Here is a 15,110-nt window from a genome sequence, read left to right as displayed (position 1 = left end):
TTATCAATGCGCCGCTGTAGCCAAGCAGCACGAAAGTAGTCCAGCGCAGCGCCGGCAAAAATTTTTGAAATGGAAAAAGCAACGTCCAGTTTGTGCGATGTTCAATGCCGGACGGTCGAATCAATTTTATGCGAGATGTTGCGAGCATTTCTGCAGTTACGCCAGATGGTCACCGTAGAGGTTCGACAATTGATCGCAGAGCAAGTCGTTTTATTGATTGCCACAGGCTTCGGGCTGGGATCATTGCCCTGGATGCCCGGAACGTTCGGATCACTGCTTGGCATACCACTGGCGTGGTGGCTCTGGGGGCGGCCGCAGGCAAAGCAACTGCTGTTCATCTCTGCGCTGCTGGTGGTCGGCGTTCCGCTGTGTCACTGGGCCTCGCGTTTGCTTGGAGGCGGTGATGCCGCTCAGATCGTTGCCGACGAGTATCTCGCTTTTCCACTCGTATTTTTGGGGCTGGCCACAGCCCATCGATGGTGGTTACTCGGTGCCGGATTCGCACTATATAGGCTTTTCGATATCACCAAGCCGCCGCCCATAGGATTCGTCGAAACGATTGGTGGAGGCTTGGGTATCGCATTGGATGACGTGCTGGCCGCGCTGTTAGCTTGGCTCGCATTGCGTGGGGCCCGAACGCTTTGGTTGCGCGTGTAGCGCCGGTCGATCACCACGAGGCGGCGCAGCTAAGGCCCGCCAGGCAGTACGACCTGGCAGGAGCTCGGCGCAGCAGAAACGATGATGCGCCGGAAGCGCCAACGGTAGCTACCGCCCGTTGTGCCTGCCCTGATTCAGGATGCGGGGCGCCGCCTAGCCTGGCCCCCTACTCGCGGCGTGATCGTCAGCTGCCGATCACGCCACCATCGTCCTTGGTGATCAGCACGGTGGACGAGCGCGGACGTGATTGGCCGTCGCTGGCCGGAAAGCTCAGCCCCGGGTGCTGCACGTTGATCCACATGGCGCGGTAGTCCGGGCTCCAGGTGATACCGGTGATCTCGCAACCCCGTGGCCCGACCAGGAAACGCCGCACCTCGCGCGTTTTCGGATCGGCGCATAGCAGCTGATTGGTGCCCATGGCCTGCATCGCCGATTCGTCATCGTCGAAATCGGTTTCGATCCACAAACGCCCGTCACGATCGAAGGCCAGCCCGTCCGGCGAGGAAAAGCAGTCGCCGTCGATCGTGCCGATCAGGTTGGAGGCAACCGACTGGCCCTGGGCATCTCGCGCACCACGGCGCTCGCCGGCGAGCAGGAAGACTTCCCACTGGAAACGCGTCGCCGCCGGGTCGCCACCCTCTTCCTGCCAGCGCAGGATCTGCCCGTGCAGGTTGTTCGGTCGCGGATTGGCCTTGTCCAGCGGCTGCTTGGTGCCGCGCCCGTCATTGTTGGTCAGGGTGACGTAGACCTCGCGGGTATCGGGATGCACTGCGACCCACTCCGGCCGATCCATCGGCGTCGCGCCGGCGCGGTCGGCGGCGGCGCGGGCGTTGAGCAGCACCTCGGCCTGGCTGGGGAAGCCGTTTTCCGCGGTCAGGCCATGCTCGCCGTGCACCAGCGCCAGCCACTGGCCACTGCCGTCGGCATCGAAACGCGCGACATACAAGGTGCCCTCATCCAGCAAGCGGCGGTTGGCGGCGTCCGCACCGGGCACGAAACGGCCGCTGGGAACGAACTTGTAGACGTACTCGCCCTTGGTGTCGTCGCCCGAGTAGAACGCCATGCGCCCGTCCTCGCCCAGCGACAGCACCGAGCACTCGCGGCAGTAGCGGCCGAAGGCGGTGCGCTTGACCGGCGCGCTCTGCGGGTCGAACGGATCGACCTCCACCACCCAGCCGAACCGGTGCGGCTCGTTGACGAAGCCGCCATGGGGTTGGCCTGCCTGCGGCGTGGCATCGAAACGCGGATCGACCGTGCCCCAGCCGTAGAGCTTGCTCATGCCGCTGCCGGCGATGCCGTAGCGGTTGTGCGAGACGCGCGCGGCAAGGTCGTCGGCGTCGTGGTTGACGAAGTAGTTGTGCCAGTTCTCCTCGCAGACCAGATAGGTGCCCCAGGGCGTGAAGCCGCTGGAGCAGTTGTTCAGCGTGCCGAGCACCGTGTTTCCTTCCGGGTCGTCCATGGTCTGCATCGCTGCATGGCCGGCCAGCGGCCCGGCAATGGCCATCGGCGTCATGCCGGAAATGCGGCGGTTGTAGGGTGAATCAATCACCCGCTGCCATTCACCCTGCGCATCCTTGCGCACCTCGATGACACTCAGGCCATGGGCCGCCTGCTCCTTGCGCACCTGTTCCAGCGGGCGGCGGCCATCGACCACGGCGATGCCTTTTGGATGCAACGTCGGGTTGACGTACTCGTGGTTGATGGCCAGCAGGCCGCGGCTGTCGGGCGCGTCGGGGAACGGGAAGAAATGCATGCCGTCGTGGTTGTCGCCGGCCTGCCTGAGCTGGGCTTGCCAATCGTCGCTGGCATCCGACTGCCACTCGGGTGCGTCGGCATGCACCGGATCGCCCCAGGAGAAGAACACCCGGGCGCTGTAGCCCGGCGCCACCTCGACACGGTCGAAATGCGGGTCGAGCTGGGTCGGGATACCTTCGAAGCCGAGCAGCGAATCGCCCCGGGTCGCGGCTCGCGCGCCGGCCATCCCGCCGCCGAGAAAGGCGATGCCGGCCAGGCCGAGCCCACCCTTGAGCAGCCCGCGCCGGCGGTGATCGATCGCCTGCTGCAGCGGCACGTTGCCGCTCGCATTGACCGGTTGGTCGTCATGAGCGCCCACGCTCGCGTGAAAATCGGTGAAATCCTGTTTCATCGAAAACGGTTCCTGAGTCGTAACGGCATCATTCGATGCGGTAATGGAAGGTGTTCTTTACGTCGGGCACGGCAACCGCGCGGCCTTCGACGATGCGCGGCTGGTAGCGAAAGCTCTTGGCGGCGGTGAGTGATGGGCGGATGAACAGCGGATGGCAGTCGCCGACCACTTCGGGCGAGCGCACGTGACCCTGCACATCGACCGTGTAGCTGACCGTGCAGGAACCCTGAAGCCCGGAGTCCAGCGCCCGTTGCGGATAGACCGGCGGCTTCTTGGCAATCGGCAGGTATTGCCGGCTGGCCGCTTCGGCCGCAGCAGCCTGTCGTGCGCGCTCAGCCGCTTCGGCGCGTGCCGTTGCCTCGGCTTCGCGCGCCGCCTGCAACCGTGCCTCTTCCTGAACCATCCGTTCCCGCTCCTGTGCCTGTTCCTGGCGGCGTTGCTCGTCGCGCTGACGCTGCTGTTCGCGCTGGCGTTCCAACTGCTCGCGCTGCTGCTGCAGCTGCTCGGCCCTGCGCTCCCCTTCGGCGCGCTTGAAGGCCAGCTCGGCCTGCTCGAGGCGCTGCTGCTGGGCGTGGGTATCGACCTGCGGCTCGCGCGGCGGCGGTTCGACCACGGGCTCGACTGGCGGTTCGACCGGCGCTGCGCTCTCGGTTGGCGCCGGCGGCGGCAGGCTGATCAACTGGGTCTGCATCACCTGGGTGGCGACCGGCATTTCCAGCGCTGGCGACCAGCTGCCGAGCAACAGCGCAAACAGTCCGGCGTGCATCCCGAGGGTCAGCAATGCAGCCCCGACCGGACCGATCCACTGTCGCGGGACAACTTCGCTGCCATGCGCGGCGGGCGTGCTGAAGGTCATCATCACGGCTGCCCGACTCCGGCCGGCGCCTCGGTGATCAGCCCCAGGTTGACCACCCCGCCGCGCTGCAGCTCGGCGATACCAGCGACCACGCGACCGTAGTCCGCCGCCTCGTCGGCACGGACATAGACCTGGGTGTCGCCGCGCTCGGCGATGATCGCGCCGACCTTGGCCTGCAGCTCGGCAAGGTCGACGGCGCTGTCGGTCTGGTTGTCGATGTCCAGCTCGCTGCCCAGGTTCCAGTAGAAGCCGCCATCGGCCTTTACCGAGAGCGTGAGGATCTGCCGCTCGTTCTCCACCGGCAGCGCTTCGGCTGCGACCTTGGGCAGCTCGATCTTGACGCCCTGCACCAGCATCGGCGCGGTGACCATGAAGATCACCAGCAGCACCAGCATCACGTCGATGTAGGGCACCACGTTCATTTCCGCCTTGGGCCCGTGTTTGTGCTGTGGTTTGACCAGCATGAAGGCGTCCTCCTCAGGCGGCTGCGGCGACGTTGGGTGAAGCGGCGTGCAGGCGCCGATGCAGGCGCGCCTGTAGCTCGTTACCGAATGCGTAGTAACGGCCGACCAGCGTCTGCCCACGGGCAGCGAAGCGGTTGTAGGCCATCACCGCGGGAATCGCCGCGAACAGGCCAATGGCCGTGGCGATCAGCGCTTCGGCGATGCCCGGCGCGACGGTCGAGAGCGTCGCCTGTTGCACCTGCGACAGGCCGAGGAAGGAGTTCATGATTCCCCACACGGTACCGAACAGGCCGATATAGGGGCTCACCGAACCCACGGTCGCGAGAAACTGCAGCCCCTTTTCCAGACGCTCCTCCTGCTCGGCGACGGCCACGTAGAGGCTGCGCTCGACACCCTGCGCCACCACATCCGGCGCGATCCCCGGCTGGCGTTGCAGCTGGGCGAACTCACCGTAACCGGCGAGGAAGATGCGCTGCAGCGCGGCCTCGTCCGGCAACGGCTGCGCCTGGCCTTCGCGATAGAGCTGGGCAAGATCGCCGCCCTGCCGGAAGCGCTGCAGAAAGCCGCGCTGCAGGCGTTCGGCGCTGCGCAACGCCACGCTGCGACGGATGATCAGGTACCAGCTCGAAACCGAGGCCAGGACCAGAATCATCATCACCGCCTGGACCACCAGGCTGGCTTCGCTGATCAGGCCCCAGATGGACATGTGCTCGAGAGTCGTTTGCATGAATCGTTTCCTTCTGCCCCGACTGGGGCAGCTGCTATTGGATTGCGGGTCGGTTAGCGGGCGATGACGTCAATCCAGCCCCAGCGCATCGGCGATCGCCGACCAGGGCAGGTACTTGTAGTTCTGCGTCCCCTCGGGCATGCGCTTGCGGCCGTCCTGCACCACCAGCATTCCGCGGTTCCAGATGCCGCCGAGGTTGGCCGAGGTGACTTCCAGCCCATCGGTCTCGGACGCTCCGTCGATGCCGCGCTCGGCGTTCAGGCCGATGCGGAAGGCGCCGCGCATGCCATAGGGCGCCTGGGCATCGAGCACCACGTAGCTGTCGTTGCCCTGGCTGGAAATCACCAGGTAGTCACCGCGCTCGCCGTGGTAGATGGCCAGACCTTCGATGTCGTCGTAGACCGGCCCGCCGACATCGATGACCTGCTCCGGCACCGCTGGCACATCGGCGCGGGCATCGACCACCCACACCGCGACGTCTTCCTCACCGACGAACAGCCGCTCGCTGCGGTCGTCGGCCACGCAGCCCTCGGGCTGACTGTCCAGCTTGAAGCGCCGCACCAGTTCACCCTGCAGCTGGCCGGACTGGCCATCGAGGCGGTACTGGACGAAGGTGCCGTCCTTGTCGTTGGCGATCGCGTAGGTGACACCTTGGCGATTCTGGAACATGCACAGGCCGTAGATATCGCTCAGCGGCGTGGCGATCTGGCCGATATCGCGGAGCACCCCGCTCGCGCGGTCGATGGCGAACAGGTGCAGGCTGTTGTGATCACGGTTGCTGGCCACGGCCAGGTCCACGCGCATGCTGCCGAGGCGCAAGCCGCTGCGCACATCGACGTTGTTCAGCCGGCCGACGGTCAGGCTTTGCAGCTGGCGACCCTCCAGGTCGTACACCACCAGGCCGCCTTTCTTGTCGGTACCGAGCACGCGACTCTGCGCAGGATCGCGCGGATGGACCCAGATCGCCGGGTCATCGGCGGCGTCACCCAGACTGGGCACCGGGCCGGTCTCCACCGCTGCCGCCAAACTGACGATGGGTTCGGGATGCTGCAGTGCCTGCGGCTGCCACGCCAACTGGGCGCGATGCAGGCCCTGCTCGTCCGCCAGCAGCAGTTCGACTCCTTCGGAGGTGCGACGCGCGCTGATGCGCTCCGGTTCGTCGAAACCGTCCAGTGCGATGACCTCATCGGCTTGCCAGCCGGCTTCGTTCTGCCGGTACAGATGCAGCACCGAGGCTTCGGGATCGAGCGCCAGCAGTCCGCCCGGCACCAGCGTCATGCCCGCTGCGGCATGGGCCAGGCTGCCGAAAGGCTGGCGCAAATCGACCGGCTCGCGCTGCAACGGCGCCTCGGCGTCGGCCGGGTAACGCCAGAAGCCGACGGACTCCTCGTTGACATAGAGCTGCCCACTGGCATCGTCCGTCTGGCAGAAGGCGCTTTGCGGCGGCAGGCTGAGCCCGCGCACCCGCCGCGCCTCATCGAGCAGGCGGCCCTGACTGCCGACCAGCCATTGCTCGCCGACGCCCTCCTCACCGAGCAGAAACACGAAGTCGTTGCGCGCGCTGTCGCGGTACAGGCACAGCCCCTCGATGGCGAATGCGGTGCGCGGCAGGTACAGCGGCTGGCTCCAGGCACGCGCGGCGTTCAGGCCGATCAGCATCGCCTGCTGGCGCTTGCGCTCGACCGTGGCGAGCAGCAGGCCCTGGCGGTCGACGCGATGGTCCAGTCCTTCGAAGCGCCCGGCGTGGCGCGCCAGGCTGTTACCGGCGGCGTCCAGCAGCTGCAGGCCCTGGTCATCGACCTGCACACGGTCGGCACCGGCCCAAGGGGTGTCGCCGCTTACCAGCTGGGCGTACTCGAGGCCGGCCAGCAGCGGTTTGCTGATGTTCAGCTGGGCCGACTTCGCCGGTGTATCTGGTTGCGTGGACTGGCAGGCCGCCAATGCGATGCACAGGCCGAGCAGCATGGTTTTGGGTAATGCGTTCATGGTGTATCCATTCAGGCTGCCGCCTGCCGGCGCCCGACCGAAAAGGGGAACGGCGGGCACCGGAGCGGCATGGGGTCAGAAGTGGGTGAGGGTCAGGCCGAGCTTGTAGGTCGGGCCGTACTCTTCGTACTGGGCGTTGTAGGCGCGGCGGCCGCTGTAGACGTAGTAGGACTCGTCCGTCAGGTTCAGCGCCTCGAAGGTCAGCTGCAGGCTCGGCGTGATGAAGTAGCCCGCCTTGAAATCGACGAACAGCTGATCGTCGACGTACAGGTCGTGCGCCTCGTCGTCGATGCCGGCCACCTCGTAGAGGTAGTCCGACTTGTAGTTCGCAGCCAGGCGCAGGTTGAGCCGGTCGTTTTCCCAGCCGAGTATCAGGTTGCCGACCGTGTCGGAGTGGTTCGGCAGGTCGATGCTGCGCTGCATGCCCTGCCCTTCGATATCCGCGTCGGACTGGCTGAAGGTGGCGTTGGCGCCCAGCAACAGGCCGTTCCACGGCGCCGGCAGCCAGTCGAGCTTCTGCGAGTAGGCCAGCTCCAGGCCGTAGAGCTTCGCGCTGCTGCCGTTCTGGAAACTGAGCGCTTCGTCGAACGCGGCCCACTGACCGGTGCCGGCCAGATCGGTGTTGTAGATAAAGTTATCGATGTCCTTGTAGAACAGGTACGCCGACACCACGCCGGCGCGGCCCATGTAGTGCTCGATGCCGAGGTCGTAGTTGATCGATTCCAGCGGCTTGAGATCGGGGTTGCCGAACTCGGCGTCGTTGCCTTCGATGACGAAACCGGGCGCCAGTTGGCCGAAGGTCGGGCGCACCACGCTGTTGGTCCAGGCGGCACGGATCATGGTGTCGTCGGTCAGTTGGTAGCGCAGGTGCAGCCCCGGCAACCAGTGGTCATAACGACTGCTGCTGGAGATCGACTCGAACTGGTCATCGCGCAGGCCGGTGCCCTTGGCGCGAAAGCGCGTGCCCTCGTAGCGCAGGCCGGCGATGACGCGCCAGCGGTCGATATCCACGGTGTTCATCAGGTAGGCGGCGTTGATGTCCTCGTGCATGTCGAAGTCATTGATGCGCGACTCCTCCTCGTCGTAGAACTCGCTGGCATCCAGACCGCCAATCGCGCCCTCGATGGCCGAGGCACTGATGCCCGGGCCGAAGCGGCCGAGCGCATAGTCGACGTTGCCGGCCTGGAAGTCGGCCAGGGTCAGATCGTCGAAATCGTCGTACTTCCAGACTTCGTTATCGTTGTCCTTGTGCCGGCGGCTGAGCTTGCCGCCGAACTTGGCCTGCGCGGCGTAACCCTGGATGTCGTACTCACGCGCCAGGTCCAGGCGGATGTTTTTCTCGCGGTCGCGGGTGTCGCTTTTCTCCCACTCCACTTCATCCAGCTCGAAGGACGCCGGGTCGTAGTAGGACGAATCGATCGTCAGGCGCGGCTTGCGGCTACTGGAAAAGCCGGCATCGGCGAAATTACCCTCGAAGGTCGCGCTGGCGATACCGCCCGGATTGCGCTCGCGCGACTGGCTGTAACCGGCCTGCCCGCTCAGGGTCCACAGGCCCATCATGCGTTCACCGCCGAACACGTAGGACTGCACGGTCTGGGTGTCCTCGCGGGACTTCAGCTCGCGCCAGCCCTCGGCGTCACCGGTCTCGCCCGGCAGCTGCGAATCCTCGAAGGCGACACCGGCGGCGTTACGCGTTTCGGTGTCCTTGAAGCGGCTGTACAGCGTGCGCAGGTAGTAGCTGCTGACATCGTCCGGCTTGTAGTCGAAGTTCAGCCCGAAGCCGGTGCGCTCGCGGGTGATCTCGTAGTCGCGCTGCTCGAGTTCCTCCAGCCGCGCGCCGTCGTCGGCGAAGTCCCACTTGCCGCCGGTCTCGACGTTGTCCGAGCCGAAGTCGCGCTCCTGCCAGCTGACGGCCGCGGCGACACCGAAATTGTCGACGCCATCGCCCAGGCTGAAGCGGTCGCTGATGGCGCCGGAGAATTTCGGGCTGGTCTTGTCGACGTTGTCGTCATAGCTGCCCTCGCCGCTGAGGCTGTAGAACAGCCCGTCATGGTCGAAGGCCGACAGGCTCTGTACCTCGATGGTGCCGCCCAGGGAGTTGGCATCCATGTCCGGCGTCAGCGTCTTGACCACCGACAGCGACTGCACCAGCTCCGATGGCAGCACGTCGAGCGCCACGGCACGGCGATCGCTCTCCGGCGATGGGACCAGGGTGCCGTTGATGGTGACGCTGTTCAGATCCGGCGCGATGCCACGCACGCTGACGAAACGCCCTTCGCCCTGGTCGCGCTCGACCGAGATGCCCGGAATGCGCTGCAGCGCCTCGGCGGCGTTGTCGTCCGGCAGCTGGCCGATGCCGTCTGCATGCACCACGCTCTTCACGCTGTCGGAATTGCGCTGGTCCTTCAGTGCTTCGTCGATGCTGACCGCCTGGCCGATGACTTCGACGTGCTCCATGACAAGCGGCTCCTCGGCCCACGCCGAACCGGCGCTGACGGCCAGGGCCAGCAGGCTGATGCGGAATCCTGCATGGCGGATGCCGCTGCGGTATGTGCTCATGAACAATCCCCCGAACGGTGTTTACCGGGTCCATCCCGGAACTGCAGCGGACGGTAGGTGGGGGATATGGCGGTTCTGTGACAGGGGATTTGGGGAGGGGTTGGAAAGGTGGGTTTTGGGGGATTTTGGAGGTGGGGTTGAGCTGATATGACCTGTTTTTTTCGTGCGGGCTGCGTGCCAGAGCCGCATTTCGAAGGGGGCGACGGTTTCTGTTTCGCCCTGCTGGGCGAGTCACTTTTTCCAGACGCGGAAAAAGTAACCAAAAACGCTTTGCCCCTGCATACGGCCCCGCGCTACGCGCGGGGTCCGTTCGCTACATCGCTGCTCCAGGGGTCGGCTTACAAGGGCCATCCATGGCCCTTTAAGCCTTTCGCCGCATCCATGCGGCTCACCCCCTTGCACAGCAATTCCACTCACCCTCCTGAAGGGGCGACAGGTGTCGCCTGATGATCACTGCAAGTAAAAGCCGGGGGGAGACGCTCCTTGCAATCCGGTCCAAGCTCCTGCGAGGAGAGCCTGCTCCAATCATGGCGCTGGAAAGCCGAAGCTTGACCTCCAGCACCGGAGCGTGGGATCCAACAAACCAGTTGATACCGCGCCGCTTCGGGTCATTGCACTGACTAACGAGCAACGCCAATCGCCCTTTTCAGGAGGCCGAGTGCAATCGTTGCGTAGGGGAGTGAGCGGCATGGATGCCGCGAAAGGCGTAAAGGGCCATGGATGGCCCTTGTACGCCGGCCCCCGGAGCGGCGATGGAACGAGGGCAGTCGAGCGCAGCGAGACCCGGATGGTGGGGCAAGACCTTTTGGTTCCTTTTGGGGCGACTGCCAAAAGGGACTCGCCCAGCAGGGCGAAACCTGAATCGCCAGGCAACTCGGCAATCGGCATCGACTCGATGCCAGCAAGCCCCTCGTCCAGAACTGATCCAAATCCAGCAGGGCAAACCACATCCCTAATCTCACCCAGCCCGCCGCGTCAGGATAGTTGTCGTGTGAGTTGATTCGATGAGTCTTGGTCGGTGGGCGGAAGTGAGAGCCGTGTGGCGCGTTATTCGATAGAGCATCGGGAGTGGGTGGTGCGGCAGATGATGCCGCCCTTGAACCGGACGGTGCCGGAGCTGGTGGAAGCGACAGGCATTACTGATGCCACCCTGTATGCTTGGCGCAAACAGGCCAGAGCAGCGGGAGCAGTGGTGCCGGGAGATGGACAGCAGGCCGACCAGTGGTCGAGCCAGGACAAGTTTCGGGTGGTGCTGGAAAGCGCCAGCCTCAATGCGGCTGAGCTGGCGGAGTACTGCCGGCGCAAAGGCCTGTATGTCGAGCAGATCAACGCCTGGCGCGAAGCCTGCGAGCAGGCCAACAGCCTGGCTCAGCCGATCAAGACCCGGCGCGAACGCGAAGAGGAAAAGGCCGCGAAGAAGCGCATCAAGCAGCTGGAGCGTGAACTGCGGCGCAAGGATGCGGCGCTGGCAGAAACCGCGGCTCTGCTGGTGTTGCGAAAAAAAGCCGAGGCGCTCTGGGGGAAGGACGAGGACGAATGATCAGCGCCCCGGATCGCCGTGAAACGCTGCAGTTGATCGAGGACGCCGTGGCGGCGGGAGCGCGGCGGGCGCAGGCCTGCGCCGAACTGGGCCTGTCGCTGCGCAGCCTGCAGCGCTGGCAGCACTGCCCGGAGGATCGGCGTCCTTCGGCACAGCGAGCTGAGCCGGCCAACAAGCTGACCCCGCAAGAGCGCCGCCGCGTGCTGGAGGTCGCCAACCAGCCCGAGTTTGCCAGCCTGCCGCCGCAGCAGATCGTGGCGCGGCTGGCCGATCAGGGCACCTGGCTGGCCTCGGAGTCGACCTTTTACCGGTTGCTGAAGGACGCCGAACAGCAGCATCCGCGCGGCCGTAGCCGCCCACCGGTGAAACGAGCGCTGACGACCCATGTGGCCGACGGCCCGAACCAGCTGTGGTGCTGGGACATCACCTGGCTGCCGACCACGGTCAAGGGCCGTTACTTCTACTGGTACATGATCAAGGACGTCTACAGCCGGAAGCTGGTGGCCAACGAGGTGCATGAAAGTGAAAGCGCCGAGCAGGCCGCCCAGCTGCTACGCCAGGCCTGCCTACGTGAACAGCGGGCAGGCCAGCCGCTGGTACTGCACTCGGACAACGGCAGCGCGATGAAGGGCTCGACCATGCTGGCGGCCATGCAGAACCTGGGTGTGATGCCCTCGTTCAGCCGCCCGCGGGTGAGCAATGACAACGCCTATGCCGAGGCCTTGTTCCGCACGGCGAAGTACTGCCCGCTGTGGCCGGAGCGGCCCTTCGACACGCTGGAGCAGGCCAGGAACTGGGTGAACAGCTTCGTGGCCTGGTACAACCATGAACATCGCCACAGCGCCCTGAAGTTCGTGACCCCGGCGCAGCGACATACTGGCCAGGCGGAAGAGTTGCTGCGCAAGCGTATCGAGCTGTACGAGGCGGCGCGTGCACGGCACCCGGAGCGCTGGAGCGGCAACATCAGGAACTGGGTGCTGGCACCAATCGTGTGCCTGAACCCGGAGCGGGAAGCGGTACTGCAGCAAACATCAAAGGCAGCGTGACACGCTCACGCGACAACTACCTTGAAAATCGCCGCCAGCAAATCAACCAAACCAAAAAATCCCTGAGCCAATTCAACCCCCACCCCATTCATCCAACCGTCACATCCATCTGTTTCCGTGCCCTCACGCACTGGCGCGATCCCTCGCCACGGAGACCCGATGAAATCCCTCCTCAAACTCCACACCCTCACCCTCCTCGGCCTCGCCCTGGCCGCCAACGTCGGTCTGCAGCTGCTCCTCGCCGTCGGCCAGCTCAAATCCTGGGGCGAGATCGACTGGATGGACGTGGTCGGTGAAGGCGGTTGCGCCGCCCTCGCCCTCGCTTGGCTGATCATGCTGCTGCACAGCCGCCCGGCCGGTCGGGTGACGCGGCTGCTGGCGCTGGGGCTGGCCTGTATCTGTTTTTCCTGGTGGATGGACCTGCTCGACGAGTTCATCCAGATCCCCGCCAACATCGCCTGGGACAACTGGCTGGAAACCGCGCCCATGCCGGTCGGCCTGATCCTGCTGACGTTCGGCATCTACCACCTGAACCAGGAACAGCGCGCCATCAACGCGCAGATGCACAAGCGCGAACGGCTTTTCCGCGAGCATCGCCTGTTCGACAACCTGACCCCGCTCGGCACCGCCGAGTACCTGCGTCGGCAACTGGACTCGGCCCTACGCCAGGCCGCCGACGAGCAAAGGCCGCTGTCGCTGCTGGCGGTGGACCTCGACGAGTTCAGCCGGGTCAACCAGCGCTACGGCCAGGAAGAAGGCGATCTCGTGTTGCAGGCCGTGGCGCAGTTGCTGGTGCTCAACCTGCGCCATCAGGACCTGCTCTGCCGCCTCGCCGGGGATCGCTTCGTCGTGCTGCTGCCCGATACCGCCGAGCAACAGGCGCGGCAGCTCGCCGAGGAGTTGCAGACCGCCGTCGCCAGCCTCGCGCACAAGACGCGCCAGCACGGCGAACGCCTGCATCTGCGCGCCAGTACCGCAGTGGTAATGGCCTTCGACGACGATGCCGAGCAGTTGCTCAAACGCCTCAACCTCGGTTTGGCCAAGGCCAAGCAGTCCCTGCCACGCTGCGCCTGAGGCGACCATGGAAAGCCCGTTACGCTGGTACGAATGGGACACCCGCTTCATCGCTGCGCACCACCAGCCGGCGGTGTTGCTCGACCTGGCGCTCTCGCGCGGTATCGACAGCCATGCGCTGCTGCGCGGCAGCGGGCTGTTCTACGAGGACGTCGCCAGCGGCCGCGCCCGTGTCAGCCCGGAGCAGCTGCTGACGCTCATCGGCAACACCGAACGCTTGTTGGGTGCTGCGGACAGCAGCTTTCTGTTCGGCCAGCGCTTGCTGCCCGGGCACTACGGCGATGTCAGCCTTGCCTTGGCCAACGCCGGCAACCTCGAACAGACGCTGGAGCGGCTTAGCCAGTTCCGCGCCCTGCTCTGCCCGCTGCTGGCGCCAAGGCTGCTGCTGGACGAGCAGCAGCTGCACATCTATTGGCTGGACAACGGCAGCGCCGGCCGCCACCAACGGTTTCTCATCGAAGCGCACCTGACCGCCATCGTCGCGCTGTGCAAGCGCGGCAGCGGCCTGCGCCTGCCCTGGCGCTTTCAGTTTGCCTATCCGCAGCCGCGGCACATCGAGCAGTACTGGGTGCACCTGGGTGACGCGCTGCAGTTCGACCGCCACCTGACCCTGCTCAGCCTGCCCCGCGAATATCTGCATCAGTCTTGGCCGGATGCCTCGGCGACCGTAGGCCAGGTCGCGCAGCAGGCCAGCCAGCAGCAGATCGATGCGCTGGAAGGTCCCTGCGCCTTTCTCGATGCGTTCTACCAATACCTGCATGACCACATCCGCGAGCCGCTGAACCTGGAGCGCGTCGCCGTCGCGTTCGCCATGAGCCCGGCGACGCTCAAGCGCAAGCTGGCCAAGCACGGTACGCATTTCCAGGAGCAACTCGATCTGGTGCGCACGCACGTTGCGCTCTACCTCTATCAGGCCCGCGGCCTAGGCAACGAGGCCGTGGCGCGGCATCTCGGCTTCAACGACACCACCAACTTCCGTCGCGCCTTCAAGCGCTGGACCGGGGTGGTGCCCAGCGGGCTGCAGCCGCTGTTCGACGCCCCCTGACGGCGTGCTAAGGTGCCGTCCGCATTACCTTCGAGGCGAGCGGGCATGGATATCAAGCAGCTGAAGTTTCTCGTGGCGCTGGATGAAACACGTCATTTCGGTCAGGCGGCGGCGCGCTGCCATGTCACCCAGCCGACGCTGTCGATGCGCCTGCGCGGCCTGGAAGACGAACTCGGCCTGCAACTGGTAATCCGCAGCCAGCGCTTCGAAGGCTTCACCCCCGAAGGCGAACGCATCCTGGCCTGGGCGCGCAGCCTGCTCGCCGCACAGGACGGCCTGCTGGCCGAAGCCGCCTCTTGCCGTGGCCAGCTGGTCGGCACCTTGCGCCTGGGCGTGGTGCCGCTGGCCGGTTTCGACCCGATGCAATTGGTGCAGGCCTTCGGCGAGCGCCACCCGAATCTGCGCTTCGAGTTGTTCGCGTTGAGCAGCGATCAGATTCTCGAACGGCTCAATCGCAATCTGCTGGACCTGGGCCTGTCCTATCTGGAACGGCTGGATGACGCGCACTTCACCAGCCTGCCGCTCGGCGAAACCCGCATGGGGCTGTTGCATGACGAGCGCCATTTTCGCTTCGACGCGCCATCGCTGCGCTGGGAAGCGCTCGCCGATCTTCCGCTAGGTCTTTTGACCGGCGGCATGCACTTTCGCCAGTCCATCGACCACGCACTGCGTAGCCGTGGCCTGAGCCTGGCACCGCGGCTGCAGACGGATGCCGTGCATCATCTGCTGCAGGCCGTAGGCGCCGGACTATGTTGCGCAATCATGCCGCTGGATAGCGGCCTCGAAGCACTGGACAGCCGACTGACCCTGACGCCCATCGACAACGCCAGTACCCTCGCGCCGCTTGGGCTGATCCTGCGTCGCGGCTCACCGCGATCCGCGCTGGGCGAAGCCTGTTTCAACGAAGCGCGCGAGCTGTTGCAGCGGCAAAGTCCTGCCATCTCCTGACGGGCGATTGATACGCTCGATCACCCTATCGAACATAGCGATTGGACGATCCATCCCTGCGC

Annotated in this window: 11 protein-coding genes; 5 read left to right on the top strand and 6 right to left on the bottom strand. The window is 65.3% G+C overall.

From position 1 onward, the window contains the following. Positions 1–69: 69 nt before the first annotated feature. On the top strand, positions 70–657 hold the full coding sequence (locus LW136_RS10935) for a phosphatidylglycerophosphatase A family protein (RefSeq protein WP_230697659.1): 588 nt from the start codon (positions 70–72) through the stop codon (positions 655–657). A 184-nt stretch (positions 658–841) separates the two neighbouring features. Here the strand turns inward: LW136_RS10935 and LW136_RS10930 are convergent, their stop codons facing one another. The 6 genes from LW136_RS10930 to LW136_RS10905 form a co-directional block, all read right to left on the bottom strand. Then, positions 842–2,803, bottom strand: coding sequence for a PhoX family protein (locus tag LW136_RS10930; protein ID WP_234175177.1), 1,962 nt, complete (start codon positions 2,801–2,803; stop codon positions 842–844). 28 nt (positions 2,804–2,831) lie between these two features. Beyond that, complete coding sequence (locus LW136_RS10925) at positions 2,832–3,659, bottom strand: energy transducer TonB (RefSeq protein WP_419586382.1); 828 nt, start codon at positions 3,657–3,659, stop codon at positions 2,832–2,834. A gap of 2 nt (positions 3,660–3,661) precedes the next feature. Then, on the bottom strand, positions 3,662–4,123 hold the full coding sequence (tolR, locus tag LW136_RS10920; RefSeq protein WP_102831647.1) for a protein TolR: 462 nt from the start codon (positions 4,121–4,123) through the stop codon (positions 3,662–3,664). Between the two features lie 13 nt (positions 4,124–4,136). After that, positions 4,137–4,850, bottom strand: a complete 714-nt coding sequence (gene tolQ / locus LW136_RS10915; protein WP_003300068.1) for a protein TolQ — start codon at positions 4,848–4,850, stop codon at positions 4,137–4,139. A 69-nt stretch (positions 4,851–4,919) separates the two neighbouring features. Continuing rightward, entirely contained in the window at positions 4,920–6,836 is a 1,917-nt protein-coding gene (locus LW136_RS10910) for a phytase (RefSeq protein WP_234175176.1), read from the bottom strand. Positions 6,837–6,911: 75 nt separating this feature from the next. Continuing rightward, positions 6,912–9,395 carry a TonB-dependent receptor gene (locus tag LW136_RS10905; protein ID WP_234175175.1) on the bottom strand — a complete coding sequence of 828 codons (2,484 nt, stop codon included), beginning with the start codon at positions 9,393–9,395 and terminating at the stop codon, positions 6,912–6,914. A 1,039-nt stretch (positions 9,396–10,434) separates the two neighbouring features. Here LW136_RS10905 and LW136_RS10900 point away from each other — a divergent pair. The 4 genes from LW136_RS10900 to LW136_RS10885 all read left to right on the top strand — a co-directional run bounded on the left by LW136_RS10900 (position 10,435) and on the right by LW136_RS10885 (position 15,048). Beyond that, positions 10,435–11,981 (top strand): IS3 family transposase gene (locus tag LW136_RS10900; protein ID WP_086937305.1). Its coding sequence is split into 2 segments (ribosomal slippage): positions 10,435–10,921 and positions 10,921–11,981, totalling 1,548 coding nucleotides; the frame shifts between segments, so codons are not numbered across the junction. A 159-nt stretch (positions 11,982–12,140) separates the two neighbouring features. Then, a complete protein-coding gene (locus LW136_RS10895; protein ID WP_041014041.1) occupies positions 12,141–13,055 on the top strand; it encodes a GGDEF domain-containing protein in 915 nt (304 codons plus the stop codon). Between the two features lie 7 nt (positions 13,056–13,062). Next, complete coding sequence (locus LW136_RS10890; RefSeq protein ID WP_234175174.1) at positions 13,063–14,100, top strand: AraC family transcriptional regulator; 1,038 nt, start codon at positions 13,063–13,065, stop codon at positions 14,098–14,100. 45 nt (positions 14,101–14,145) lie between these two features. Next, positions 14,146–15,048 carry a LysR family transcriptional regulator gene (locus tag LW136_RS10885; RefSeq protein ID WP_234175173.1) on the top strand — a complete coding sequence of 301 codons (903 nt, stop codon included), beginning with the start codon at positions 14,146–14,148 and terminating at the stop codon, positions 15,046–15,048. The last annotated feature ends 62 nt before the right edge of the window (positions 15,049–15,110 follow it).

The organism is Stutzerimonas kunmingensis (genome assembly GCF_021432085.1).
Taxonomy (GTDB): Bacteria; Pseudomonadota; Gammaproteobacteria; order Pseudomonadales; family Pseudomonadaceae; genus Stutzerimonas.
Note: the sequence above shows the minus strand (reverse complement) of the source record. Positions and strands in the feature narration are given on the sequence as shown.

Bases quoted from the DNA above. Each gene is read 5' to 3' on its own strand.
- LW136_RS10935 (WP_230697659.1), top strand. From the start codon at position 70: ATGGAAAAAGCAACGTCCAGTTTGTGCGATGTTCAATGCCGGACGGTC.
- LW136_RS10930 (WP_234175177.1), bottom strand. From the start codon at position 2,803: ATGAAACAGGATTTCACCGATTTTCACGCGAGCGTGGGCGCTCATGAC.
- LW136_RS10925 (WP_419586382.1), bottom strand. From the start codon at position 3,659: ATGACCTTCAGCACGCCCGCCGCGCATGGCAGCGAAGTTGTCCCGCGA.
- tolR (WP_102831647.1), bottom strand. From the start codon at position 4,123: ATGCTGGTCAAACCACAGCACAAACACGGGCCCAAGGCGGAAATGAAC.
- tolQ (WP_003300068.1), bottom strand. From the start codon at position 4,850: ATGCAAACGACTCTCGAGCACATGTCCATCTGGGGCCTGATCAGCGAA.
- LW136_RS10910 (WP_234175176.1), bottom strand. From the start codon at position 6,836: ATGAACGCATTACCCAAAACCATGCTGCTCGGCCTGTGCATCGCATTG.
- LW136_RS10905 (WP_234175175.1), bottom strand. From the start codon at position 9,395: ATGAGCACATACCGCAGCGGCATCCGCCATGCAGGATTCCGCATCAGC.
- LW136_RS10895 (WP_041014041.1), top strand. From the start codon at position 12,141: ATGAAATCCCTCCTCAAACTCCACACCCTCACCCTCCTCGGCCTCGCC.
- LW136_RS10890 (WP_234175174.1), top strand. From the start codon at position 13,063: ATGGAAAGCCCGTTACGCTGGTACGAATGGGACACCCGCTTCATCGCT.
- LW136_RS10885 (WP_234175173.1), top strand. From the start codon at position 14,146: ATGGATATCAAGCAGCTGAAGTTTCTCGTGGCGCTGGATGAAACACGT.